General features: G+C 62.1%; 22 protein-coding genes. 14 read left to right on the top strand and 8 right to left on the bottom strand.

Annotated features, from left to right (window positions below):
- The first annotated feature begins 3 nt into the window (after positions 1-3).
- From G9X68_RS28315 to G9X68_RS28305, 3 genes are all read left to right on the top strand, one after another.
- The gene (locus G9X68_RS28315; protein WP_171605206.1) at positions 4-1,098 is read left to right on the top strand and encodes a pyridoxal-phosphate-dependent aminotransferase family protein; all 1,095 of its coding nucleotides are present in this window, start codon (positions 4-6) and stop codon (positions 1,096-1,098) included.
- 70 nt (positions 1,099-1,168) lie between these two features.
- Positions 1,169-2,032 (top strand): glycerophosphodiester phosphodiesterase, encoded by an 864-nt coding sequence (locus G9X68_RS28310; RefSeq protein ID WP_171605205.1) that lies wholly within the window; start codon positions 1,169-1,171, stop codon positions 2,030-2,032.
- A gap of 128 nt (positions 2,033-2,160) precedes the next feature.
- Positions 2,161-3,816 carry a GGDEF domain-containing protein gene (locus G9X68_RS28305; RefSeq protein ID WP_171605204.1) on the top strand — a complete coding sequence of 552 codons (1,656 nt, stop codon included), beginning with the start codon at positions 2,161-2,163 and terminating at the stop codon, positions 3,814-3,816.
- A gap of 46 nt (positions 3,817-3,862) precedes the next feature.
- Here G9X68_RS28305 and G9X68_RS28300 read toward each other — a convergent pair whose 3' ends face one another.
- From G9X68_RS28300 to G9X68_RS28270, 7 genes are read right to left on the bottom strand one after another with little or no spacing between them, the layout of a single operon-like run.
- Entirely contained in the window at positions 3,863-4,672 is an 810-nt protein-coding gene (locus tag G9X68_RS28300) for an inositol monophosphatase family protein (protein ID WP_171605203.1), read from the bottom strand.
- The gene (locus tag G9X68_RS28295; RefSeq protein WP_171605202.1) at positions 4,672-5,676 is read right to left on the bottom strand and encodes a LacI family DNA-binding transcriptional regulator; all 1,005 of its coding nucleotides are present in this window, start codon (positions 5,674-5,676) and stop codon (positions 4,672-4,674) included. The genes G9X68_RS28300 and G9X68_RS28295 overlap by 1 nt, the downstream gene beginning before the upstream one ends.
- Positions 5,660-6,439 carry a glycerophosphodiester phosphodiesterase gene (locus G9X68_RS28290; RefSeq protein ID WP_171605201.1) on the bottom strand — a complete coding sequence of 260 codons (780 nt, stop codon included), beginning with the start codon at positions 6,437-6,439 and terminating at the stop codon, positions 5,660-5,662. The genes G9X68_RS28295 and G9X68_RS28290 overlap by 17 nt, the downstream gene beginning before the upstream one ends.
- Positions 6,439-7,494: an ABC transporter ATP-binding protein gene (locus G9X68_RS28285; RefSeq protein ID WP_171605200.1), complete on the bottom strand. Its 1,056-nt coding sequence runs from the start codon at positions 7,492-7,494 to the stop codon at positions 6,439-6,441. The genes G9X68_RS28290 and G9X68_RS28285 overlap by 1 nt, the downstream gene beginning before the upstream one ends.
- Positions 7,494-8,336 carry a carbohydrate ABC transporter permease gene (locus tag G9X68_RS28280; RefSeq protein ID WP_171605199.1) on the bottom strand — a complete coding sequence of 281 codons (843 nt, stop codon included), beginning with the start codon at positions 8,334-8,336 and terminating at the stop codon, positions 7,494-7,496. The genes G9X68_RS28285 and G9X68_RS28280 overlap by 1 nt, the downstream gene beginning before the upstream one ends.
- 2 nt (positions 8,337-8,338) lie before the next feature.
- Positions 8,339-9,640 carry a carbohydrate ABC transporter permease gene (locus tag G9X68_RS28275; RefSeq protein WP_171605198.1) on the bottom strand — a complete coding sequence of 434 codons (1,302 nt, stop codon included), beginning with the start codon at positions 9,638-9,640 and terminating at the stop codon, positions 8,339-8,341.
- A gap of 59 nt (positions 9,641-9,699) precedes the next feature.
- Positions 9,700-11,046: an extracellular solute-binding protein gene (locus tag G9X68_RS28270; protein ID WP_171605197.1), complete on the bottom strand. Its 1,347-nt coding sequence runs from the start codon at positions 11,044-11,046 to the stop codon at positions 9,700-9,702.
- 940 nt (positions 11,047-11,986) lie between these two features.
- Here G9X68_RS28270 and G9X68_RS28265 point away from each other — a divergent pair.
- Positions 11,987-12,445: a YbaK/EbsC family protein gene (locus tag G9X68_RS28265; protein WP_171605196.1), complete on the top strand. Its 459-nt coding sequence runs from the start codon at positions 11,987-11,989 to the stop codon at positions 12,443-12,445.
- An 84-nt stretch (positions 12,446-12,529) separates the two neighbouring features.
- A complete protein-coding gene (locus tag G9X68_RS28260) occupies positions 12,530-13,552 on the top strand; it encodes a Tim44 domain-containing protein (protein WP_171605195.1) in 1,023 nt (340 codons plus the stop codon).
- Between the two features lie 18 nt (positions 13,553-13,570).
- Here the strand turns inward: G9X68_RS28260 and G9X68_RS28255 are convergent, their stop codons facing one another.
- On the bottom strand, positions 13,571-14,602 hold the full coding sequence (locus G9X68_RS28255; RefSeq protein ID WP_171605194.1) for a hydroxyacid dehydrogenase: 1,032 nt from the start codon (positions 14,600-14,602) through the stop codon (positions 13,571-13,573).
- Positions 14,603-14,877: 275 nt separating this feature from the next.
- On the opposite strand from G9X68_RS28255, the gene G9X68_RS28250 reads away from it, so the two are divergent.
- The 9 genes from G9X68_RS28250 to G9X68_RS28210 all read left to right on the top strand — a co-directional run bounded on the left by G9X68_RS28250 (position 14,878) and on the right by G9X68_RS28210 (position 23,626).
- On the top strand, positions 14,878-15,477 hold the full coding sequence (locus G9X68_RS28250; RefSeq protein ID WP_171605193.1) for a HupE/UreJ family protein: 600 nt from the start codon (positions 14,878-14,880) through the stop codon (positions 15,475-15,477).
- Positions 15,478-15,773: 296 nt separating this feature from the next.
- Positions 15,774-16,352 carry a GbsR/MarR family transcriptional regulator gene (locus G9X68_RS28245; protein ID WP_018448951.1) on the top strand — a complete coding sequence of 193 codons (579 nt, stop codon included), beginning with the start codon at positions 15,774-15,776 and terminating at the stop codon, positions 16,350-16,352.
- A 4-nt stretch (positions 16,353-16,356) separates the two neighbouring features.
- Positions 16,357-18,102 carry a thiol reductant ABC exporter subunit CydD gene (cydD, locus tag G9X68_RS28240; RefSeq protein WP_171605192.1) on the top strand — a complete coding sequence of 582 codons (1,746 nt, stop codon included), beginning with the start codon at positions 16,357-16,359 and terminating at the stop codon, positions 18,100-18,102.
- Positions 18,099-19,790, top strand: coding sequence for an amino acid ABC transporter ATP-binding/permease protein (locus tag G9X68_RS28235; RefSeq protein ID WP_171605191.1), 1,692 nt, complete (start codon positions 18,099-18,101; stop codon positions 19,788-19,790). Before cydD ends, G9X68_RS28235 begins: the two co-directional genes overlap by 4 nt.
- A gap of 75 nt (positions 19,791-19,865) precedes the next feature.
- A complete protein-coding gene (locus G9X68_RS28230; protein WP_171605190.1) occupies positions 19,866-21,446 on the top strand; it encodes a cytochrome ubiquinol oxidase subunit I in 1,581 nt (526 codons plus the stop codon).
- A gap of 6 nt (positions 21,447-21,452) precedes the next feature.
- Positions 21,453-22,607, top strand: a complete 1,155-nt coding sequence (cydB, locus tag G9X68_RS28225) for a cytochrome d ubiquinol oxidase subunit II (RefSeq protein ID WP_171605189.1) — start codon at positions 21,453-21,455, stop codon at positions 22,605-22,607.
- A 99-nt stretch (positions 22,608-22,706) separates the two neighbouring features.
- On the top strand, positions 22,707-22,829 hold the full coding sequence (gene cydX, locus G9X68_RS28220; protein WP_024320108.1) for a cytochrome bd-I oxidase subunit CydX: 123 nt from the start codon (positions 22,707-22,709) through the stop codon (positions 22,827-22,829).
- A 183-nt stretch (positions 22,830-23,012) separates the two neighbouring features.
- On the top strand, positions 23,013-23,291 hold the full coding sequence (locus G9X68_RS28215; RefSeq protein ID WP_171605188.1) for a CopG family ribbon-helix-helix protein: 279 nt from the start codon (positions 23,013-23,015) through the stop codon (positions 23,289-23,291).
- Positions 23,291-23,626 (top strand): type II toxin-antitoxin system RelE/ParE family toxin, encoded by a 336-nt coding sequence (locus G9X68_RS28210; RefSeq protein WP_171605187.1) that lies wholly within the window; start codon positions 23,291-23,293, stop codon positions 23,624-23,626. Before G9X68_RS28215 ends, G9X68_RS28210 begins: the two co-directional genes overlap by 1 nt.
- Positions 23,627-23,638: the final 12 nt, after the last annotated feature.

Raw genomic sequence — 23,638 nt, 5'->3', positions numbered from 1 at the left:
TCCATGTCCGATCTTGGTTGGAATCCCCTGCATGGCGTGCCCTCCTATCCCGCGGAGCGTTACGCCGTCCTTGCCGACAGGATCGGCGGCATATTGCGCTGCCGCAACGACATATTGCTGGTGCAGGCCGAGGCGGTGGTGGCGCTGGAGGCGGCCGCCGTCAGCCTTGCACGCCCCGGCCTTTCAGCACTCAATATCATCACCAGCCCCTATGGCGGGTGGTTCGGGCAATGGCTGCGGCGGGGTGGCGCGACGGTAGAGGATGTTGTCGCCGAGCCGGGCCTGCCGATCGAGATCGAAGCCGTTGCAAAAGCGCTCGACGCCGGTCCTCACATCGATGTGCTGGCGCTGGTTCATGCCGAATCCGCAAGCGGCATTCTCAACCCCCTGCCCGAAATACTGGCGCTTGCCCGGGCTCGCAACATCGTCACCGTCGTCGATGCGGTCGCCTCGGTCGGCGGCCATCAGTTCGAAGTCGGCGATCTCGGCATCGACATCGTGGTGATTGGGCCACAGAAGGCGCTTGGGGGCCCGGCCGGCGTGTCCGCAATTTCGGTCAGCGGCCGCGCCTGGGATCTGATCCTCAGAGACGGCGCCCCGCGCGAGTCGATCTTGTCTTTGGCCGATCTGAAGACCTGGATCGACGGCGGCCGGCGCGGCCTTCCGGGAACACCAGCGCCGCTGGAATTCTTTGCGCTGGAGACTGCGCTCGATCGCATCGAGGCCGAAGGCCTGGAGAATGTAGTCGCCCGCCATGTGCTGGCGGCATCGGCGACACGGGCGGGGCTTGCCGCACTCGGAGCCCCGGCATGGGTGTCGGCAGCAAAGGCTTCGAACTTGGTCACGGCAGTGCCGGTGCCAGAAGCGCTGCCGCCTGCCGCGCTGATCACCGCCGCCGAACGGCTGGGCGTCGAACTGACCGAAGGTGTCGGAACCGCGCCGGCCCGTCTCGTGCGGCTGAACCATACTGGTCCGCGCGCTGCATTCCAGCCGGTGCTCTCGAATGTCGTGGCGTATGGCGCGGCCCTCAGGCAGTCCGGCCACCCCGCGGATATAGCAGCCGCTTCGGAGGCGATATCCGCGGCCTATAGTCGATGAAATCCATATCGGCCCTTGATAATCACGTCTCGTCAAGGCAGGAAAGTGGCATCGCGGAGACTTGGTGCAAATGACGAGATTGCTGGATGCGCAGGGGCTGGAGATTTCGCATGAGGGGCATCGCACCCGCCTGAAATGGCACCGGTTGCGCAAGCGGTTTTCCGACCCGCTGTTTTCCGCCGAAGTGATGGCGGAGGGTTTTGCGGCGGGCGCCTCAATGGAGCTCGATCTGCGCGTCCGCGCCGACGGCGGTTTCGTCGTGCTGCACGACAGGGAACTCGAAGGCGAGACGACAGGACATGGGCCGGTCGCCGAAAAGAGCATCGGTGACCTCGGCGATATCAGGATGCAAGAGGGCGACCGGCCGCTGATCTTCAGCGAGGATCTCGCCGCCATGATGCAATCGACGCATCCAACCGCATTGCTGCAATTCGACATGAAGGACGACTACGAAGCGATCGGCGCCAGGGGCATCGCGCATCTGGCCGCGCATTTCCGGGATATCGCCGCCTCGGTGATCGTCAGCGGCGGCAGCCTCGATGTCATCGTCGCGGTCAAGGAGAAGCTTCCCCATCTCTTGCGCGGCATCGATCCGACGGACAAGCTCTACGACATCAGGAAGGCCAACGGCTGGAAGGCTGTCGAGGCGGAATTGCGTGCCGACCTGCGCGGCCCGACCGAACCGGACACGATCTATCTCCACTGGCCGCTGATCCTTGATGCCGCCAATGAAGGCCTCGACATGATCGCGCTCTGCCAGGACGAAGGCAAACGCGTCGATGCCTGGACCTTCACCCTGAAGGATCCGGAGGCCGGTTTCAGCGAGGAGGAATGGCTAGACTTTTCGACGCTGATGGCCCTGAAGCCGGATCAGATCACCACCGACGAGGCACCGGCGACCGAACGCGCCTGGCGCCGCCGCATGGCGGATTAACCGGCGAGCGTTCGAGCTTGATGTCGTCCAAAAACCGATCACACTTTTCGGCATTATGCTCTTAGTCGTATGTTTTGCGTAATTTGCATCATTTTAAGCTTCTGATGCTATGCATATCCAGCAGACAAATGTTGGTGTTCGATATGCAAGTTGTTGATACTAAAGCAATTGCGCCACAAGCACATTCCAGCTTGCAGGAAGCGTGGCATCTTGGGTGTACGGGCCGTTCGGTCGAGGCACTCACACTGGCCGGCGAAATTCTTGCCGATGCCAAGGCGCGGGGCGACGATCGGCTCGCCGCTCAATGCGACACCGACATTGCCTGGTACTGTTTTCAGATCGGCAAGGCCGAACTTGGACTGACGCATGTCCGCCGGGCGGTAGATTTCTGGAAATCAAACGAGGAACCCAAACAGGAATCTTATGCCCGGGCTTATTCCGGATGGTTGCTCTTGGAACTGGGCCTGCCCGAGGAAGCGATCGCAGAAGCCACCCGCGCGTTGGATCTGGCCGACAAGACCGCAGATTTGAAAGCGCAAAGCCTGGCGACCAACGTCATTGGAATTATCTTCTGGTACAACAAGCAGCCCGACCGAGCCATTTTGATGAGCGAGAGGTCCGTCGAGCTCGCAAGATTGATCGGCAACAAGACCTATGAATGCTGGTGGCTCATCAATCTCGGCGGCGCTCATTCGGAAGGCGGATATATCGCGGAGGCGCTTGGTCAGCCAGGGGAAGGACGCCAGATGCTGGTGAGAGCGCTGGAACTGACCGAACAGGCGCTCGACATCGCAACCAAGACCGGCGACAGCTGGGCTGCTCGCATCTGTCTCGGCAATAAAGCCGAGTTCCACAGTCACCTGGGCGAGCATGACAAGGCGCTCCAGTGCATGGTCCGCTACCGGCTATTCCAAGAGAGCAGCTATGTCAGGGACAGGCAGCAATATCTCTACACCTTGGGCCAGATCTACAACAATTCCGGAAAATTCGCGGAAGCCCTGTCGCCGCTGCTCGAGGCGGTGGAGCTGATCGACGACGGCGGCAGTTTCGATTCCTGTATCCAGATCTATCTTTATCTGTCGCAGGCCTATGAGGGGCTGGGACAGTTCGATCCGGCGCTGGCGGCCCATAAGAAATACCACCGGGCCTATTTGCGCAATAGCGCTGAGAGAACCCAGCAGCGCGCACGTCTCGCCGAAATCTACTATGAAACCAGGCGGTTCAAGGAAGTTGCCGAAACGGAGACGAAGCGCGCAGAAACGCTGGAGGCTTCCTATCAGAAATTGCAGGAGCAAACCGATATCCTTGCCAGTGCCGTCTATCTGGACACGCTGACCGGGCTTTATAACCGCAAATATCTCGACAGCCGCTTTAAGGAACTGACGTCTGAGAAGCGTCCATATTCCATCGCGATGTTGGATGTCGACCACTTCAAGTCGATCAACGACAACTTCTCTCACATGATCGGCGACCGGGTCCTGAGTACCATTGGAGCCATATTGCGCAGCCAGCTGCGGATTACCGATCAGGCAGTTCGCTTTGGCGGCGAGGAATTCGTCGTCCTGCTCGCCGGCGCTCCCCGAGGCGCCGCCGATGTCTGCCAAAAGCTGCGTTCGGCCATTGAACAGTGGGATTGGTCCGAGATCTGCAACGGGCTGCACGTCACCATCAGCATCGGTGTTGCCAGTGCCCTGTCTGGCAAGTCTCCGAACGAGATTTTGGCGATCGCCGATCAGAATCTCTACACGGCTAAAAAGAGCGGCCGCAATCGCGTTGTTTCGTAACGCTCGCAGTTCCCCAATCGGTGTCGCGTCTCTAGGAACGGTGTATCTAGAGCCCCTCGATGTCGAGGATGAAGGCGAATTCGCCGGCAAGCCCCGGCGAATGGGCGATGACAGGCCCGCCTTGCGCAAGTAGCTTGTAGACCGGCGGCATCGCCACCATCGCGCCGGCCTCCTCGGCGATCAGCGCGCCGGCGAGCATGTCCCAGGCATTGAGGTGGCGTTCGTAATAGAGATCTGCCGCACCCTCGGCGACGCGGACGAGGTCGATGGCGGCCGCGCCGGTGCGGCGGTAGTCCATGCCGCTTTCGTGAAGCCGCCGCAAGAGCGCCAGATGGTCGTCGAAACTCGTCTTGCGGGAATGGCCAAGAATAACGAGCGCATGGGCCGGATCGGCGGTCGCAGCCGCATGGACCGGAAGCCCGTCCTTGAAGGCCCCGCCGCCGCGGATGGCGTGAAAGACCTTGTCCTCGGTGGCATCGTAGACCACGCCGATCTCGACCGTGCTGCCGGCGACGAAGGTGATCGAGACGCCCCAGTGCCGGAAGCCTCTGATATAGTTGGTCGTGCCGTCGATCGGATCGACAACCCAGGTGCCGCTCTCACCCGATCCTCCGCCGCTCTCCTCGCCCATGAAGGTATCATCGGGAAAGCGCGAGATGAGCCCGTCGCGGATCGCTTGTTCGGCCCGCCTGTCGGCGATGGTGACGAAATCCTGCAATCCCTTGTTCTCGATGGCGAGCGTGCCGGGGTTGGAGTCGCGCCGAAACCGGGCCGCTTCCCGTCCGACCTTGAGGGCGACTGAGATGGCGACCTCTGATCGTGCGCGGATGGCGGCGGCATCGAATGCGGAACTCATCAGGCAGTCCTTCTTTTGATCAATGTCACCGGCGTGAATTCGACGCGCGCCGTCAGATCAGGTTCGGCCATCCGGCTCATCAGCATGTCGACGGTCTGTTCGGCCTGGAGGTCGCAGGGTTGGCGGATGGTCGTGAGGTCGTAGGCGGTCCAGCTCGCCTGGGGAATGTCGTCATGACCGATGATGGAGAGCGGCGGCGCATCATCACGGCTGCGGCCCTGCATGACGCGGTCGACCACGCCGCAGGCCATGTAGTCGTTGGCGCAGAACAGCCCATCGATGCCGGATGCGGCAAGTTCGGCTGCCGCATCATAACCGCTCCGGTAGTCGTTGATCCTGACCTGCAGGAATTGCGCCTCGACGCCGAGCTGCTTGCAGCGCGCGATGAAGGCCTCGCTGCGCCGCCGCGCCGTATAGGATATGGCAGGGGCGGCCATCACGGCGGGCTTTCGCACGCCGCTGTCGATCAGGTGGGTGGCGGCGAGATGGCCGGCCATGCGGTCGTCAGAGATGATGCGGTCGACGAAGGGGATATCGTTGCCCTTGTTGATCAGCACGATTGGTACGCCTTCGGCCGCACATTGCTCGCAAATCTCGGTCGGCGGCGCGTCCGAGGTGACGATGACGCCTGAGACGGCGTAATGCAGCAGCTGGCCGATGACCGTCGAAGTATCCGCCTCCGGCGAGGTCGGCAGCAGGATGGGGCGGAAATTGCGGGCGAGCAGCATTCTTGCCAGATGCTCGATCTGCAATGTGCGGAACGGATTGTCGAGGCCGGCGGCGACGACGCCGACGAGATCGGAGCGTTTGTTGGTCAGGCTTCGGGCGAGATAGTTCACCCGGTAGCCAAGTTCCTTGGCGGCCTCAAAGACCTTCTCGCGCGTCTTCGGCGAGACGCTGGCATCCGGCGTGAAGGCGCGCGACACGGCGGCGCGCGAGACGCCGGCCACACGCGCCACGTCGAAGGAGGTTACCTTGCGCGGTCCCTTATCCCTGTCTGCCAACTGCTTTTTCCTTGACTGCCGACGGCCGCATCAGATCGGGCAGATCCGTGCAGATGCCGAGAACCGGAAGCTTCATGAGGTCATCGAGAACGGCCGGCCGTTCCTCGTGCCAGAGCACGATCTCGCGGCCCGCATCGAAGGCGCGGCGCAGCAGCGCCTCGGTCACCAGATCCTGCGGCCGCTCGCCTGCCCTCTCCCAGCACAGATGCAGGATATCGGCGCCGGCCTCGTCGCCGAGCGTATGCGGATCGTGGCCGACGCGGATCAGCACCGAAAGCGGAAAATCGCAGGCCTCGTCGCTAAGTTCGCGCACCTGTGCCGTGTCGAACGAGCCGAGACAGGCGAAACGCTGGTTCATCTCGGCAAGGTGCTGCCAGCAGCGCATGCCGGTCCCAGGCGCCTTCAGCTCGACATAGAGACCGGTCCCGGTCTCGAGGCCGAGCGCGGCCACCTCCGAAAAACTCGGCACGTCGACACCGTCGAGCCCGGCAAGCTCGGCGGCCGTCATTTCCGAAATGCGGCGGTCGATGCCGAAGACGCGCTCGAGATGGTCGTCATGCGAGACGACGACCACGCCGTCGCGGGTCAGCTGCGTGTCGAGCTCCCACATCTCAGCGCCGAGTTCGGCAGCGCGGCGGAAGGCGGCGATCGTGTTCTCGCGTTCATGGCCGCTGGCGCCGCGATGGCCGATGCAGAAGGGAAGCCGGCCCTTGCCCGATGGCCAGCCGTAACGTTGGAAAAATGCCGAGAAATCACGGGTCATCAGAGCCTCCTGCCGGTTTCGTCGAAGACGAACACGCCGCGGCTGTCGATCGCCCAGCGGACATCGTCGCCGACATGGATATCGTTGCGCACCGGCTGGATCGAGCGCAGCAGCGGCCCGCCTGCAAGAGCCACGTCGTAGAGGTTCTCGCGGCCCTGCGTTTCGGCAAAGGTGACCTTGCCCGGCACGGCGATGTCGCCTGCCGGCGTAAAATGCTCCGGCCGGATGCCGAGCATCAGCCTGGTGCCCTCGGCGGCAGCGACGGTATCAGGCAAAGGGACTCGGATTTCGCTTTCCGGGATTGCGAAGGCGCCCTTGTCCACGACGCCGCGCAGGAAGGTGATCGGCGGATTGCCGAGGAAGCCGGCGACGAAGGCGGTCTTCGGATCATTGTACATTTCGGCCGGCGTGGCGATCTGGACGATCTCGCCTTCCTTCATGATGGCGATGCGGTCGCACATGCTCATCGCCTCCACCTGGTCATGGGTGACGAGGATGGCGGTGATGCCGGTCTCGCGCTGCAGGCGGCGGATTTCCGAGCGCATTTCGAGGCGCAGCTTGGCGTCGAGATTGGCGAGCGGCTCATCGAGCAGCAGCACGTCGGGCTTGCGGATCAGTGCGCGCGCCAGCGCCACGCGCTGCTGCTGGCCGCCGGAAAGCTCGGCCGGCCTGCGGCCCATCAGGTTGCCGATGTGAACGAGGGCGGCGATGCGGTCGACTTCCTTGCGGATCTCTGCTGCCGGCATGCCCTTCACCTTCAGCGGAAAGCCGATGTTCTCGGCAACCGTCATGTGCGGATAGAGTGCATAGGACTGGAAAACGACGCCGACATTGCGGGCCTGGCTCGGCAGATCGGTGACGTCGCGGTCGCCGAAGAGGATGCGTCCGCTGGTCGGCCGGTGAATGCCGCAGACCGCAAAAAGCGTCGTCGATTTGCCGCAGCCGGAAGGGCCGAGCAGCGCCAGCATCTCGCCGTCGCCGACTTCGAGCTGCATATTCTCGATGACCTTGGTGGAGCCGAAGCTCTTCGAGAAATTGTCGAGGAGGATGCGCATCAGCCTTTGCTCCCGCCGCCATAGATGTTCATGAGGTATTTGTTGAAGAGCGCGTAAGCGATCAGCACCGGAAAGAGGTAGAAGAGGCCGACGGCCTTGAACATGTTGAAATCGTAATTGTTGTCGTCAGCGAGGAAGCCCGCGAGATAGACCGACAGCACCTGAACCTGATTGCCCGGCGCCAGCACCTGCGGCAGGATGAATTCGCCCCATCCGGAGAGGAAGGAGAACAGGCCGAGCGCCATGATGCCGGGCTTGACCTGTGGCAGCACCAGGCTGCGCCAGACGCGGAAACGCGAGGCGCCGTCGACGACGCCGGCCATTTCGATTTCCCAGGGCACGGTGTCGTAGAAGCCCTTCATCAGCCAGATGCCGAGCGGCAGGTCGATCGCTGCCTTCACCAGGATGACGCCGATCAATGAATTGTAGAGCCCGATCATCTGCAGCACGATGAAGATGGCGATGATCAGCGTTACCGACGGGAAGGCGTGCAGCACCATGACGCCGGCAAGGAAGAAGCCGCGTGCCGGCACGTTCAGCCGTGACAGCACATAGCCCGCCATCGACGAGACGATGAGCACGACGCTGGTGGTGCAGGTTGCAAAGAGCAGCGTATTCACAGTCACCTGCCAGATGTTCGCCTTGCCCGCCGTCGTCTGCCACAGGAAACGCCAGTGATCGAGCGTCACGCCGGAGGGCAGCAAGGCATCCGGCTGCTTCACCGTCACGGTGTCGAGGAAGAGATAGACATACATCAGGAGCAGCGGCAGGCTGACGATGGTCAGCGCCGATATGACAGGCCAGCTGCGATAATTTGCCGAGGGCTGCGATCGTTCGGCCATGGTCAATCCTCGATCAGGGGCTTGGCGACAAGCGTGCCGTAGTTGAACACGCGCAGATAGAGGAGCGACAGCACCACACCGATGACGACGAGCACCAGCGCCATGGCGGCGCCCAACCCGTATTCCAGGTTGCCGGCATAGTTCCTCAGCGCAGTGTGATAGGCCGACAGTGCCCAGACCTCGGTCGCATTGCCCGGCCCGCCATTGGTGGCGAGCAGGATTTCATTGAAGGAGGCAAGCAGCGACAGCGTCTGATAGCAGGTGACGAAGAGGATCGGCCAGCGCATCTGCGGCAGGATGATGTAACGGATCTGCTGCCAGCGGGAGGCGCCGTCGACCTCGCTCGCATAGAACTGGCTTTTCGGAATGGCCTTCATCGCCGAGGAGAACACCAGCATGCCCATCGAGGCGCCGATGAAGCCGTTGATCAGCACGACGAAGAACCAGGCATTATAGGCGGTATCGAGCAGGTAGTTCTTCGGCGGATAGCCGAACTTGCCCATCAGGATAGAGATGAATCCGCTGTCCCAGGCGAGCCACTTCCACAGCATGACGTAGATGACGACGGGCGTGATGCGCGGCAGGAGCCAGATGCCGCGGAAGATCGAGGCAGGCGTTGGCGGCATGTAATGCGTCCAGATGGCGAGCAGCAGCGCATAACCGACGTTGAAGAGCATCAGCACCAGCGCGACGTAGAGGACGGTATTGAGAAGCACACGCGCCATGTCGGGCGAGCTGGCCATGCGTGAGAAATTGTCGGTCGTCCAGGTCCAGCCGGTATAGGTGACCCTGGCGACGGTTTCCTTCTGCTCCGGCGTCAGCGCGAAACCCAGACTGTCCAGCGCCGAAAACAGCTGCTCCTTGCTGTCGAAACGGGTGTTGAGGACGGAGCGGTTGAACTGTTCGGAGATCTGCTTGACCTCGCGTGTCGAAGGTCGCTCGGCAAGATCCTTGATCATGCGCTCGACGTCGCGGCGTGCCGGGAAGACCTCGCCCATATGTTTGGTGCGCAATTCCGCGGCAATCCCCGGCGCCATCCCGAGGCCCTCGACGGCCGTGAGGCCTGCATCGTCGATCGTGTAGCGCGGTTCGGCCATCTCGGCAGCGATGTCGGGCATTGCCGATTTCAGCGCGACCAGGGAATTGGGTGCGATCTGGTAGGCACCGCCGGAAATGCCTGTCGCCGTCGTCATGTTGGTCATCGAGAAGACCGCCGTCAGAACCACCGGCATCAGGAAGAACAGGACGATCATGATCGCCGCAGGCGCGATCATCACCAGCCCGAGCGTTCTGGACGATTTCATGGAAGCCCCCTCATCGCGAACCGTCCGGGCGGCGGTGCCGCCGCCCGGAAGAGTCGATCTTAGCGGATGACGATCTTGTCGCCGAGCGTGCTCTTCAGCTCGCTCTCGGCATCGCCGACCGCGGCGTCCACGGTCTTGGCGCCGGTCCAGGATGCTTCGAGGTTCTTCCACATGATGTTCCAATATTTGCCGAAATCGGAATTGTTCGGCATCGCATTGGCATGCGGCAGCAGGCGCTCGGTGGCTTCGCGGGTCCAGCGGTCGGCCGCGTAGAAGTCGACCGTGGCTTCCGACTTGGAGATGCCGAGATGGGCTGATTTGACCGCATGCAGCGCGTTGGTGCGTGGCTCGGAGGCGATCTTGACCAGTTGAGCGGCGATCTCGGTGTCTTCCTGGCTGTGACCTGCGGTCAGCAGGTAGACGAGCGGATGGGTCAGCGTGTTGGCCTTGCCGCCTTCGCCGGCGGGGATCAGCGTGAAGATCACGTTGCCGAAGAAGTCCTTCAGGCCTTCCTGGTTGACGAGGCGGGCATAGTGCCAGGTGCCGCCGTCCCAGATGCCGGCCTTGCCGGTGGCGACTTCCTTCCACCACTGGTCGCCCGGCATGCCGATGTGGTTCTTCTTGGTAACACCGGTCTTCACGGCGTCGGTGAAGAACTGATAGGTGCGGGTCATCGCGGCCTTGTCGAAAACGAGCTTGCCGCCTTCTTCCATCGTGCCGCCGAAGCTGGTGTAGAACTGCCAGTAATCAGGGCCGTTGCTGGTGCGCGGATAAAAACCGTAGCCGGCCTGGACGAGGCCCTTGTCCTGCATCTTCTTGGCGTCTTCGAGCAGGTTCTTCATGGTGTACTTGCCGTCCTGGACGCTCTGCGGCAACGCGTCCAGATCGGCATCGCTGTAACCGATCGCCTTCATGTAAGGCTTCCAGAAGAACATCGGGCGGGATTCGGCATCCTGCGGGATACCGTAGACGGTGCCGTTGTAAGAGGCGATCTCCAACAGGTTTTCATAGATGTCGCTGAGCGGCCAGGAGTCGAGATCGACATAATCCTCGATCGGAACGATAAGGCCTGCCTGTGACCATGGCGCTATGTCTTCATGGCCGCTGACGACGATATTCGGGGCGGTCTTGGCTTCGGCGGCAAGGGTCAGCGCCTGCTTGAAGTCCTCCCAAGCCGAATAAGGCTTCTTTTCGACGGTGATTTTCAGATCTTCGCCCTTGAGAGCGGCTTCACGCTGCAACTGCTGGGCTGCGATCTCGATGGCGTCGAGGCGATAGACGTCGTTCGGGCCGGTACCGCCGGCCCAGACGCTGATGTGAACGTCCTTGGCGAGTGCAATTGCGGTGGTCGAAGCCAGGATGGCGGCTGCGACGGCAAGGGATTTCAATGTCGGCAAAATGGTCATCTTCTTCGTCTCCCTGGAAGAGCAGTGTGAGGCCTCTTGACGGGTCATCACTGTTGCGTGACGGCCGTTCCGAAAACCCCACGAAAACGTGGCGTATCCCGCTCTAGGGATTGAACGTAACGGCCGAATGACAAAATTGAGCACGTGTGCAAAATTATTATGACGATGTTCTCGGCGTGGTCAATTACCGATGAAGAGGCCTCATCGGTTCTTGATGAAAATCAGCATCGATGGCGGTGTTGAAGACCTGAATGGTGCCCTTGCCTGCGTTTTCTCAATCAGCTATGAGTAGTGCAGGAACCAACCAACAATGGAGGCGTGCAATGACAGATATTTCTTCGTCTAACGCCTCTTTGGCATAGGCCTCCGAAGCTCCTTACCCCTCGATCATATCCGAGACCTTTCAAGCTTCACCATCCGAAGACGGCACGCGTTTCGCACGCAGCCTCTGCGCACGGCGACGTCCGTGCGACACGGCGCTGCGCTCTTCAGGTTTGAAAGAAGGGCGGTTCAGAATTCTGACCGCGATTGATCATGAACAATCAGCACGCCGGCGAGAGCCTGGCGACATCCATGAGCGAGCTTTGCTCGCGATTTAGCTTTCGAGAGATTCTCCTCGCAATCATCATTGCCCGGTGGAAACGTCGTCGCATGGTGAACAGCTTCGACTCCTTTCCATCATGGCTGCGCTGTGACCTCGCTTTGTCCGATGAATAGATCGGCGTCCTCGCTCATCTTGAGGGAATAGCCGGCCGGGATGGTTCAAGGCAAATCATCCCGACTGGCTTGTCGCCATGAAATCAGATGGAATTCGAACTCACTATCGCCAAGCGAACGCGCCGCGCCTTGATTGAATTGCCCGGAACTTTAGGCTACGGAATCATGCTTGGATTTCTGCATCCATCATATCCTCCGATCATCGTTTTTGCACGTCCATCCCATGAGCCTTGAATCCGTTCGCGCCTTCCTGCACGCCCACGCACCCGATATTGAAATCATCGAAACCGCCGAGAGCTCCTCGACGGTGGCGCTTGCCGCCGAAGCCCATGGCGTCGAGCCGGCCCAGATCGCCAAGACGATCTGCCTGCGCGTCGGTGAGAAGATGATGCTGGTCGTTGCCGGCGGCACGGCGCGGCTCGATAATCGCAAGTTCAAGGACACCTTCGGAGCCAAGGGGCGCATGCTCGATGCCGAAGAGGTTGTGGCAGTCACCAGCCATCCGGTCGGCGGCGTCTGCCCCTTCGGCCTGCCTTCGCCGCTGCCTATCTATTGTGACATCTCGCTGAAACGCTTTGATGAAGTCGTGCCGGCGGCCGGCTCGACGAACTCGGCCGTGCGCATCGCCACCGGACGGCTGGCGGAGCTGACCGGCGCCAGCTGGGTCGACGTCTGCCAGTAATGGCGCCGAAGAGCTTCACACGGCGGAAAGAGTCCCTATATTACATCTCGACATGCCGTGATTGCGCATGACAGGAGATCAGGAATGCCGAGTGCCGTTTCGCGTTTTGCCAAGATCGCGGCCATTGCCGCTCTGACGAGCGCTACCGTTTTTGCTTCCCTTGACGATGCCGAGGCGCGCCGCGCCGGAAGCGGCGGTTTCGGAAGCCGCGGCACGCGCACCTTCCAGGCCCCGCCTGTCACCAGCACCGCGCCTGGAACCGCAGCACCGATCGAACGATCGATGACGCCACGTCCGCAGACCACCGCGCCGGCTACCGCGCAACAGCCCCTCGGCGCTCAGCGCCCTGGAATGTTCGGCGGATTCGGCCGTTCGATGATCGGCGGCCTGATTGCCGGTGGCCTTCTCGGCATGCTGCTCGGTCACGGTTTCGGCGGCGGCTTCGGTTTTCTCGGCATGTTGTTGCAGATCGCCTTGATCGGCGGTGCCGTCATGCTCGCCATGCGTTATTTCGCCAACCGGCGCCAGCCTTCCTACGGCGTCGGCGGCCAGAGCCGATCCTCTCCACAATCCTATGGCCAGCCATCCTATGGCATGTCGCCTGCCGGCAACTCGTCCTTCCAGATTCCGGCGATCGGTTCGGGCGCCGGTTCAGCTTCGTCCTCGCGCGGCAACCGCCCGAGCGACGAGATCGGGCTGGCTCAGGCCGATCTCGATCAGTTCGAGGAACTGCTGACCCAAGTGCAGACCGCCTACGGTGCCGAAGATTACGGCACGTTGCGTCGGCTGACGACGCCTGAGGCCATGTCCTATCTTGCCGAGGAACTCGGCGAAAACGCCACCAACGGCGTGCGCAACCGCGTCTCCGACGTCAAGCTGCTGCAGGGCGATATTGCCGAGGCCTGGCGCGAGGATGGTCAGGAATATGCGACGCTCGCCATGCGCTATTCCTCGATCGATGCCATGGTCGAACGCGACAGCGGCCGGATGGTTTCCGGCGACGATCGCCACCCGAGCGAAAGCACCGAGGTATGGACCTTCGTGCGCAAGCCGAGCGCCGACTGGAAGCTCGCCGCGATCCAAGGCGCCGAGCAGCGCGCCGCCTGAGTGGCGCGCCTCTTCTGTCTAATTCACCGCGACCGGTTTGGAACGCATGCGCGAAACCGTTTCGCGTTCCGCTCGCTTGCAGCGCATCGGCGGCAGGCCGCGATCCATCAGGTCCATGTCTTCGAGCACCATGTCGCCCATCTTCTTGAAGGCGCTGTCGAGCGCGCCGGCCCGGTGCGCCGAGCGGATGAAGCCCTTCAGGCTCCGCACCGGATGATCGGAAGGCAGCGGCTCCTCGGGGTAGACGTCGCTCGCCGCGACGATATGGCCTGACGAGACGGCCGCCATCAGCGCATTGAAATCGACGACATCGGCGCGGCTGAGCAGGATGAAGGCCGCGCCCTTGCGCATGCTGGCGAAGGCGTCCGCGCCGAGAAATCCCTTGTTTTCGCTGGTGACGGCCGCGACGACGAAGACGAAATCACTCTTCGTCAGCACGTCCTCCATGCTTGCCGGCTCTACACCGTTTTCCTCGAGGATCGATTGCGGCAGCCAGGGGTCGAATACCCGGATGCGCGCCCTGAAGCCGGAAAGCACCCGGCGCAGCGCCTTGCCGAGATCGCCGAAGCCGACGATGCCGATCTCGGAGCCGGCGATCAGCCGCGCACTTGCATTCCCCTCCCCTCCCCAGAGTTCGTTGCCTTGGCGAAAAGCGACATCCGCGTCGACGATGCCGCGCGCCAAGGCCAGCGCGAAACCGACACCGATTTCGGCAACCGGCTCGGCAAAGACCTGGCCTGTGGTCACCACATGGATGCCACGCTCAAAGAGCACCTCATAGGGCATGTTGTTGAGAAGATTGCTTTCGACATTGAGGATCGAACGCAAGGCCGGCATTCTGGCCAGCGTTTCCGCCGAAAGTGGCGGTTGGCCGATGATGTAACGCGCCTTGCCGAGGACTTCGTCGCCGAGACCGGCGATATTCTCGGGATCTGCCTCGACGATCTCATATTTCGCCTGCAATTCGGCGCGCGCCTTGTCGCTGAAAATCAGATCGAGCGTGCGCGGCTCGGGCGCGCTGATCGCCAGCGGCCGTTCGGTATTCGTCATGGCGTCTCCTCCATCACGGCGGTCTGCGCCGTCTCTGCCGGACGATTGATAGCCTCTGTGGGGGACCGTTTCCAGTTCGATCTTGAGTCCCTGGGGCGCTGGGAGGCGCTATCGAAAGCGGCATCTGCCTATCAGATAAGCAATTGAATTGGCTCGGTATTTCATGGCATTTTCGTTGACGGCGCGAATTCTTTGAACTAGCGTGATGCACGCGACTTGGAACCATGCCTGTGTTCGGCGGCCGCAGGATATTCGAACTCACGAGGGAATGAGCAATGAAATCAGCACTCAAGAGCGGTCTGCTTGCCTTGGCTGCCGCAGCGCTTCCAGCCGTCGCCTATGCCCATCCCGCCATCGGCGAAGCTGCCGGCTTCAGCCATGGCTTTGCCCATCCGATCTCTGGCCTCGATCATGTCCTCGCCATGGTGATGGTCGGTGTTTTCGCATTTCAGCTCGGTGGCCGCGCCACCTGGCTCGTGCCGACGACCTTCGTTCTGGTAATGGCACTCGGCGGTGCGCTCGGCGTTGCCGGGATCAATGTTCCCTTCGTTGAAATTGGCATCGCGCTTTCCGTCGTCGTCCTCGGCGCCGTCGTTGCGCTCAATGTCAAGGCGCCGCTCGCTGCAGCACTTGGCATGATCGGCCTCTTCGCCATCTTCCACGGTCATGCACATGGCGCCGAAATGCCGGAAAATGCCGCCGGTGCCGCCTATGCCGCCGGCTTCATGGCCGCGACGGCGCTGCTGCATGTCGCCGGTCTCGTCCTTGGTTACGTCATCGGCCGCGCCGGTGAAGGCCAGGGCGTCTTCGTGACGCGCACGGCAGGTGGCATTGCCGCCATTGCTGGCGTCGGCATCCTGGCCGGCTTGATCTGAGCCGGACGGCATTCCTGAACGAAAACTGGGCAGCAGCGGCGGCCTAGACATCTCAATCAGACCAGAACGCCCGGCAGGCAAGCGCATCGCCGGGCGTTTCTGCGTGATTGCGGTAAAGTGCTGTGGACTTGACCCAAGTCAAGCCCAGCCACGTCGCACCCGGCTATAGCTAGCCAACGATCAACGAACGGACATCCAAATTGACGCAGGCATGCCTTGCCGATTGCCGGCAAGACGCGAAAGTCAGTATAGTGATTTCAGAAATTTCTGAAATCACAGACACAACGGAAACGACCATGAACCTTCCGCCTCTCGTTCAGTCCTTCGTTCTCCACTTCGGCGAAATGGGGTCGCGCTGGGGAATCAACCGCACGGTCGGCCAGATCTATGCCCTGCTCTTCGTCTCGCCCGCTCCGGTCTGCGCCGAGGAGATCGCCGAGTCGCTCGGCATCTCGCGCTCGAATGTTTCGATGAGCCTGCGCGAATTGCAGGCCTGGAACCTCGTCATCCTGAAACACAAGCCGGACGACCGCCGCGATTTCTTCACCACGCCGGATGATGTCTGGCACATATTGAGGACGCTTGCCGAGGAGCGAAAGAAGCGCGAAGTCGATCCGACGCTGTCGGTCCTGCGCGAAATCCTGATGCAGCGGCCGGCCAGCGAAGCCGAGCGCCATGCGCAGCAACGCATGAGCGAGATGCACACGCTGATCGAGCAGCTGACACATTGGTATGAAGACGTAAAACAACTTGAAACAGAAAGGCTCGCAACGTTACTCTCGCTAGGCGCGAAAGTGACCAAGCTTCTGGAGGCCAAGGACCGGGTCGTTTCGCTCGGCCGCAGCCGCCGGCCAAATCCTGCGAACAAGAGTTAGCGCCATGGGCACTGCTTTCTTCGAGGCGAAGGACGGACAAGAGGCCGAGCCGTTGCCGGACGGCGATACAGTCTCGCCTGTCACCGGCCCAGGTGATGCGAAAGGCGGGCTGCGCAGAGCGGCGATGCTGCAGGCGCTGGCCGCTGCCGTCTGGATCCCGCAGGCCGGGTTGCTGGCCATCTCGGTCGGCCGCATCGCCGATGGCGGCGGATTGCATGACGTTGTCTGGCCAGCCCTCGGCATCCTCGCCCTCGGATTTGCAAGAAGCTGTCTCGACGCAGCCGGCGGCCGCCTGGCTTTTCAAGCCGCCCGCGCCGAACTCAGCCGCAGGCGGCAGATCGCCGTCGCGGCAGTATCCATGTCATCGCCGGTCGACCGCGGCCGGCCCGCCTCCGGCAAGGCAGCAAGTGTCATTGGTGAACAGGCCGAACTGATCGTGTCTTACCTCGCCCGTTTTCAGCCGGCGCGCATGAAGGCGAGCTTCGTGCCGCTCGTCATCCTTGCCTTTATCCTTCCGGTCTCCTGGATCGCTGCGTTGGTTTTGCTATTCGCCGCGCCGCTGATCCCGATCTTCATGGCGCTGATCGGCTGGCGTGCTCAGGCTGCCAGCGAAAGGCAGCTGGTTGCGACCGGCGGCCTCAACGGCTTCCTGCTCGATCGGCTGCGCGGACTGGCGACCATCCGCGCGCTCGACGCCGTGGATACAACCGCCCTGCGGCTGCGCTTGGAAGCGGAGTCGCTGCGTGCGCGCACCATGGCGGTGCTGAAGATCGCCTTTCTGTCCTCGGCGGTGCTCGAGCTTTTCGCAGCCCTCGGCGTGGCGATGATTGCCGTCTATGTCGGCTTCAGCCTGCTCGGTGAGATCCGCTTCGGCACCTGGGTAGGCCGGCTCGACCTGACCGAGGGACTGTTCATTCTGCTGCTGGCGCCGGCCTTCTTCGAGCCGCTGCGCGAACTTTCGGCCGTCTGGCACGATCGAGCGGCTGGCGAAGCGGCGCTGAAGGCCCTGGACACCCTCGCAGCCGGCGGCCTGTCCATCCGAGGAGCAGCCGACGTCGCGCCAGCGGTATCTGCCTTCGCCGAAGCGCCGGCCATTCGTCTTGAGAATGTCGACTTCCGCTATAACGCCGCCGAGGCGTTGGTCCTTGACGGTTTCAACCTCGATATCGCGGCCGGCGAACATCTGGCGCTTCTCGGCGCCAGCGGTTCCGGCAAGTCGACGCTTCTTTCGCTCATATCAGGGCTGGCGCCCTGTACCGGCGGACGCATCGTCATCGGCGGCATCGAACTTGCGGATCAAAGCGCCCATGCCTTGCGCGCCGGCATGGCATGGATCGGCCAAAGACCGCATATTTTTGCCGGCACCATCGCCGGCAATATCGCGCTCGGCAGGCCTGATATCCTGCGCGGCGACGTGACGGATGCGCTCGACGCCGCCAGGCTCGGAAAAGTCGCAGCCGCCTATGGCAACCGGCCGCTCGGCGAAGGCGGAATCGGACTTTCCGGCGGCGAGGCGCTGCGGCTGGCGATCGCGCGGGCCGCCTGCAATCCGCATCTGCGGATCATCCTCGCCGACGAGCCGACCGCGCATCTCGATGCCGCCACCGCCGCCGAGGTGACCGAGAACCTGCTTTCGCTCGCCAGGGGCCGCACTTTGATCGTTGCGACCCACGATCCGCTGCTTGTCGCCCGCATGCATCGCATCATTCGCGTCGATAGCGACATCGTTATGAGGGAGGCCGCCGAATGAGCACATTTGCTGCCGACCTCAAGCCGATCCTGCGCCTGTTCCTTGCCGAGCGCCGGCGTGCGCTGCTGCTCGGCGCAGCACTTTCGGCGGCGACGGTGACGGCCGGCATTGCGCTGCTCGGCCTGTCCGGCTGGTTCATCACCGCCACTTCGCTCGCCGGCCTTTCGGCCGCTGCCGCCATCACCTTCGACGTTTTTGCGCCGTCAGCCGGCATCCGCCTGCTCGCCATCGTCCGTACGGCCGCGCGCTACGGCGAAAGGCTTGCGACCCATGACGCAACGCTCGGCGTGCTCGCCGCCTTGCGCGAAAGGCTGTTTCGCGGTTTTGCCGAACCGAGTGCTGCCCGCGCGCTGTCACATCGTCCCGCACGGCTGCTCTTCCGGCTGACGGCCGATATCGATGCGCTCGATTCCCTCTACCTGCGCATCCTCGTGCCGGCTGCTGTCGCGATCGGTGCAGCGCTGGTGGCAAGCCTCGTGCTGGGGCTGATGCATCCCGTGTTCGGCCTGTGCTTCGGCCTTTTTCTCGCCGGTGCCGGCCTCGGCTTGCCGTTGATCGCTGGCCGGGCGGCGCGCAAACATGCCCGCCAACGCGCCCATGGCATCGAGGCGCTGCGGTCGCGGACGATCGATCTCGTCGCCGGTCAGACCGATCTGCTGATGGCCGGCCGGCTTGCCGCACAGAGGGAGACGATTGCCGCGGCAGACCAATACTCCGCCCGCGCCGACGACCGGCTGAACCGCGTCGAGACCGGCCTGACATTCGGCTTCGGCCTCGTATCCACCCTGCTGCTGACGGCATCACTGCTTGCCGTCGCGGCACTTGCGGAAACGAAGATGATTACCGCTCCTGTCGCCGCACTCGGCCTGCTCGTCGCCTTTGCGGCAGTCGAACCCTTCGCTGCGCTGCGCCGTGGCGCCCTGGAACTTGGGCGGACGCTGCTTGCGGCAAGGCGCATCGCGCCGCAGCTTGCCGTCGCGGCGGCACCCGAACCATTGGCGGCGTCGTTGCCGGGATACGCCTTTTCGCTGGCGAAGGTGTCGGCCTTCCATGAAAACTCCGCCGTGCCGGCGCTCCAGGGCATTGAGCTTGCGCTTGCAAAAGGCGAACACGTGGCCGTGATTGGCAGCAGCGGCGCCGGCAAGTCGAGCCTGCTTGCTCTCCTTTCCGGCGAATTGCCAGCAAGGACCGGAAACGTTGCCGCGATGACGGCGACGCTGCTCACGCAACGGACAGAACTTTTCGAGGACAGCCTGCGCGGCAACCTGCTCCTTGCGAACCCGGATGCGAATGAGGCTCGTCTTCGCGAAACGCTCGCTGCCGCCGGCCTGCTTGCCGATGTCGAGGCCATGCCGCGGGGGATCGATACGCCGCTCGGCGAAGGCGGGCTCGGACTTTCCGGCGGCCAGTCGCGCCGGCTGGCGCTTGCCCGGCTCTTCCTGCGCGACACGCCACTCTGGCTGCTCGATGAGCCGACCGAGGGACTTGACGGCATCACCGCTCGCGACGTGCTCCTCCGGCTGTCGGCAATGGCGGCGGGCCGCTCGCTGGTGATCGCCACGCATATCCGCCGGGAGGCGGCGATCGCGGACCGCATCGCCGTCATCGAAGGCGGTCGCATCACAGAAATTTCGCGCCGCGGAGAGGCGGCGTTCGAAAAGGCGCTCGACCGGCTTCGGCCGGACTGAGCGAACTGCATGCCCTCACGCGCCGGTCGGCGCTGAGGAACGCCCTGTACCCCGTGGGACCGTGGGAGAAAGACAATGGAACTAGATATCGTCGCGTTATCGCGCTTCCAATTTGCGCTGACGGCGCTTTACCACTTCCTGTTCGTGCCCTTGACGCTCGGCCTGTCCGTGCTCTTGTCGATCATGGAAACCGTCTATGTGATGACCGGCCGCCAGATCTGGCGGCAGATGACGAAATTCTGGGGCACGCTGTTCGGCATCAACTTCGTGCTCGGCGTTGCCACCGGCATCGTCATGGAATTCCAGTTCGGCATGAACTGGAGCTATTACAGCTATTATGTCGGCGACATTTTCGGTGCGCCGCTGGCGATCGAAGGCCTGATGGCCTTCTTCCTCGAGGCGACCTTCGTCGGCCTGTTCTTCTTCGGTTGGGACAAGCTGTCGAAGGTCGGCCATCTGGTCGCCACCTGGGCTGTCGCGCTCGGTTCGAATTTTTCCGCCCTCTGGATCCTGATCGCCAATGGCTGGATGCAGAACCCTGTGGGATCGGCGCTCAATCCGCAGACGATGCGCATGGAGATCACAAGCTTCTTCGACGTGGTCTTCAACCCGGTTGCCCAGGCGAAATTCGTCCACACGGTATCAGCGGGATATGTCTGCGCCTCGATCTTCGTGCTTGGCGTTTCTGCCTGGTATGTGCTGAAGGGCCGGCATATCGAGCTTGCCAAGCGCTCGATGACGGTCGCCGCCTCCTTCGGCCTCGCCTCGGCTCTATCAGTCGTCGTCCTTGGCGACGAGAGCGGTTATCTCGCGACCGAAAACCAGAAGATGAAGCTCGCCGCGATCGAGGGCATGTGGAAGACGGAACCGGCTCCGGCGGCGTTTACCGCCTTCGGCTTCCCTGACCAGGAGGCGCGTGAGACGCATTTTGCCGTGCATATTCCCTGGGTGATGGGCCTGATCGGCACGCGATCGCTGACGACCGAAATCCCCGGCATCGACAAGCTCGAACAGCAGGCCGAAACCCGCATTCGCGACGGCATCAAGGCTTACGACGCTCTGATGCAGATCCGTTCGGCACCGGCACAGGGTCAGGTTGCGCAGGAAGTGCGCACTTCGTTCGAGGATCTCGGCCATGATCTGGGCTACGCTCTTCTTCTGAAGCGCTATGTCGACGATCCGCGTCAAGCGACCGAGGAACAGATCGTTCAGGCCGCACGCGATACGATCCCGCACGTGCCGACGCTCTTCTGGTCGTTCCGCATCATGGTCGGTCTCGGTATCTTCTTCATCCTGTTGACCGCCACCTTCTTCTGGCTGTCGGCGCGGCGCCATCTCGACAAGTACCCGCTGCTTTTAAGGATTGCCGTGATTGCCATTCCCCTGCCCTGGGTTGCCATCGAACTCGGCTGGGTCGTCGCCGAGTTCGGCCGCCAGCCCTGGGTGATCGAAGGCGTGCTGCCGACGGCTGCCGCCGTCTCCAGCCTCGGCGCTGGCACCGTGCTTCTGACCATCATCGGTTTTGCGGCACTCTACACGACGCTGATCGTCATCGAGATGGGCCTGATGATCAAGGCAATCAAGCAAGGACCGGAGCCGGACGACGAGCCGGAAGCGGTTCTGATTTCCGAAACCCTCGTCCCGGCCGCGGAGTGACCTGCCATGATCCTTCACGAACTCATCGACTATGAAACCCTGCGTCTCATCTGGTGGCTGCTGCTCGGCGTCCTGCTGATCGCCTTTGCGACGACAGGCGGCTTCGATCTCGGCGTCGGCACACTTTTGCCTTTCGTCGCCAGGACCGATACGGAACGCCGCGTGGCGATCAACACCATCGGCGCCACCTGGGAGGGCAACCAAGTCTGGCTGATCCTCGGCGGCGGCGCCATCTTCGCCGCCTGGCCGCCGCTTTATGCTGTCTCCTTCTCGGGCTTCTATCTGGCGATGTTCGCGATCCTCTTCGCGCTCATCCTGCGCCCGGTCGGTTTCAAATACAGGTCGAAGCGGGAAAGCGCCAATTGGCGCAATGGCTGGGACTGGGCGCTCTTTATCGGCGGTTTCGTGCCGTCGCTGATCTTCGGCGTCGCCGTCGGCAATGTGCTGCAGGGCGTGCCCTTCCGCTTTGCTGACGATATGCGGATCTTCTACGAAGGCTCGTTCTTCGCCCTGCTCAATCCCTATGCGCTGCTCTGCGGCCTGCTTTCGGTCGCCATGCTAACGATGCACGGTGCGGCCTGGCTGGTGCTGAAGGCGAGCGGTCCGGTGGCCGAACGGGCCAGAAGCTATGGCAGCATCGCCGCCCTTGCCGTCATCGTGCTGTTCGCGCTCGGCGGCCTCTTCCTCTGGATCGGCGTCGGTGGCTACCGCATCACCAGCGATATCAGCCCGATCGGCCCTTCCAACCCGCTGCTCAAAACCGTGGCACTGGAGAAGGGCGCATGGCTCACCAACTACGGTGCCCATTCGTGGATGATCATCGCGCCCGTCCTCGGCTTCGTCGGCGCGGCATTGGCCTTCATTGCCATGCGGGCAAAGCGCGAGGTCATGACACTGCTCTTCAGCAAAGTCGCGATCTTCGGCATCATCTCGACGGTCGGCCTGTCGATGTTCCCGTTCATCCTGCCCTCCTCGCTCGATCCGCGATCGAGCCTGACGGTCTGGGATGCATCCTCCAGCCACATGACGCTGTTCATCATGCTTGTGGTGACGGTGATCTTCCTGCCGATCATCTTCGCCTACACAACCTGGGTCTACAAGGTTCTGTGGGGCAAGGTCGATGAGAAGTCCATCACCGATGAAAATAGCCACGCTTACTAGAGCGATTCAGTAGAACCGCTCTAACCTTTTGTTTTTACGCAATTCCGGACGGAAAACCGCTTCGCACTTTTCCTGGATTGCTCTGAGGGAGACCAAACGATGTGGTATTTTGCATGGATGCTCGGCCTGCCGCTGGCCGCTGCCTTCGCCGTCCTCAACGCCATGTGGTATGAGTTGATGGACGATGCGGCCAGGAAGAAAGCTTCCGAGCCGCGCAAATAGAATGTAAGGGGCGCGGCTCAAACCGCGCCCCTTACCTAAATGTGGAATCGGCGGAATGGGCGGCATCGCCCTTCCCGGAGATGGTGCAGCTGAAGCTGATCGCGCCACCGCGAGGGTCACGGCGCCTTGACTTCGTCGGGGTGTGGGTTACGGTGTAATTCGCTGTATTACGGAGCGATAATTATGCTGAACAGTGAAAAATCTCAAGTTTCTCTGAGACTGCCGACGTCGCTGGTTTCGGAGTTTGATCGTATCGCCGCAATTCTCGAACGTGATCGTACCTGGGTAATGCAGAAGGCGCTCAGTCAATATCTTGCAATTGAAGGGGCCGAAATCCTTGCAGATGCTCAAGGCCTTGATGAACTGGATCGAGGGGACAGCGTCGATCTGGAGGACGTGCTAGAGAAGGCTCGGGCAATCGTCGATGCCGCCGAATATCGACGCCGTATGCGGGTGCGTTGATGCCTCGCGTTCGCCTTTCCAAAAGTGCAGAACGCTGGTTTTTGAGCAGGATTGCCGAACTCGCAGAGGTTAACCCAGCCGCGGCAAAGAAACTCGTTGAACGCCTGGAAAGGCAAAGAGAGCTTCTTTCATCGTTTCCCCAAATGACCGAAAGGGGAATCCTGGAAGGAACGCGCAAGGTAAGTATGCCTCCCTTGGTGCTCACAATTCGCTCGCGAGACGGTATTGTTGAAATTGCGGCAATCAGAGATGCACGGCAGAAGGATGCTTACGCTCCAGTCGAGATGCTGTCCGTAGACGACGATGATGAAATCCACCATGCGAAACACCCCTGATAACCGAGGTTA

The sequence above is a fragment of the Rhizobium changzhiense genome (assembly GCF_013087625.1).
GTDB lineage: Bacteria > Pseudomonadota > Alphaproteobacteria > Rhizobiales > Rhizobiaceae > Rhizobium > Rhizobium sophorae.
The sequence above is the reverse complement of the archived record's forward strand: the minus strand, read 5'-3'. Positions and strand labels throughout refer to the sequence as shown.

Excerpts from the sequence above, each read along its gene's own strand:
- G9X68_RS28315 (WP_171605206.1), top strand. The coding sequence starts at position 4 with ATGTCCGATCTTGGTTGGAATCCCCTGCATGGCGTGCCCTCCTATCCC.
- G9X68_RS28310 (WP_171605205.1), top strand. The coding sequence starts at position 1,169 with ATGACGAGATTGCTGGATGCGCAGGGGCTGGAGATTTCGCATGAGGGG.
- G9X68_RS28305 (WP_171605204.1), top strand. The coding sequence starts at position 2,161 with ATGTTGGTGTTCGATATGCAAGTTGTTGATACTAAAGCAATTGCGCCA.
- G9X68_RS28300 (WP_171605203.1), bottom strand. The coding sequence starts at position 4,672 with ATGAGTTCCGCATTCGATGCCGCCGCCATCCGCGCACGATCAGAGGTC.
- G9X68_RS28290 (WP_171605201.1), bottom strand. The coding sequence starts at position 6,439 with ATGACCCGTGATTTCTCGGCATTTTTCCAACGTTACGGCTGGCCATCG.
- G9X68_RS28285 (WP_171605200.1), bottom strand. The coding sequence starts at position 7,494 with ATGCGCATCCTCCTCGACAATTTCTCGAAGAGCTTCGGCTCCACCAAG.
- G9X68_RS28280 (WP_171605199.1), bottom strand. The coding sequence starts at position 8,336 with ATGGCCGAACGATCGCAGCCCTCGGCAAATTATCGCAGCTGGCCTGTC.
- G9X68_RS28275 (WP_171605198.1), bottom strand. The coding sequence starts at position 9,640 with ATGAAATCGTCCAGAACGCTCGGGCTGGTGATGATCGCGCCTGCGGCG.
- G9X68_RS28270 (WP_171605197.1), bottom strand. The coding sequence starts at position 11,046 with ATGACCATTTTGCCGACATTGAAATCCCTTGCCGTCGCAGCCGCCATC.
- G9X68_RS28265 (WP_171605196.1), top strand. The coding sequence starts at position 11,987 with ATGAGCCTTGAATCCGTTCGCGCCTTCCTGCACGCCCACGCACCCGAT.
- G9X68_RS28260 (WP_171605195.1), top strand. The coding sequence starts at position 12,530 with ATGCCGAGTGCCGTTTCGCGTTTTGCCAAGATCGCGGCCATTGCCGCT.
- G9X68_RS28255 (WP_171605194.1), bottom strand. The coding sequence starts at position 14,602 with ATGACGAATACCGAACGGCCGCTGGCGATCAGCGCGCCCGAGCCGCGC.
- G9X68_RS28250 (WP_171605193.1), top strand. The coding sequence starts at position 14,878 with ATGAAATCAGCACTCAAGAGCGGTCTGCTTGCCTTGGCTGCCGCAGCG.
- G9X68_RS28245 (WP_018448951.1), top strand. The coding sequence starts at position 15,774 with ATGAACCTTCCGCCTCTCGTTCAGTCCTTCGTTCTCCACTTCGGCGAA.
- cydD (WP_171605192.1), top strand. The coding sequence starts at position 16,357 with ATGGGCACTGCTTTCTTCGAGGCGAAGGACGGACAAGAGGCCGAGCCG.
- G9X68_RS28235 (WP_171605191.1), top strand. The coding sequence starts at position 18,099 with ATGAGCACATTTGCTGCCGACCTCAAGCCGATCCTGCGCCTGTTCCTT.
- G9X68_RS28230 (WP_171605190.1), top strand. The coding sequence starts at position 19,866 with ATGGAACTAGATATCGTCGCGTTATCGCGCTTCCAATTTGCGCTGACG.
- cydB (WP_171605189.1), top strand. The coding sequence starts at position 21,453 with ATGATCCTTCACGAACTCATCGACTATGAAACCCTGCGTCTCATCTGG.
- cydX (WP_024320108.1), top strand. The coding sequence starts at position 22,707 with ATGTGGTATTTTGCATGGATGCTCGGCCTGCCGCTGGCCGCTGCCTTC.
- G9X68_RS28215 (WP_171605188.1), top strand. The coding sequence starts at position 23,013 with ATGCTGAACAGTGAAAAATCTCAAGTTTCTCTGAGACTGCCGACGTCG.
- G9X68_RS28210 (WP_171605187.1), top strand. The coding sequence starts at position 23,291 with ATGCCTCGCGTTCGCCTTTCCAAAAGTGCAGAACGCTGGTTTTTGAGC.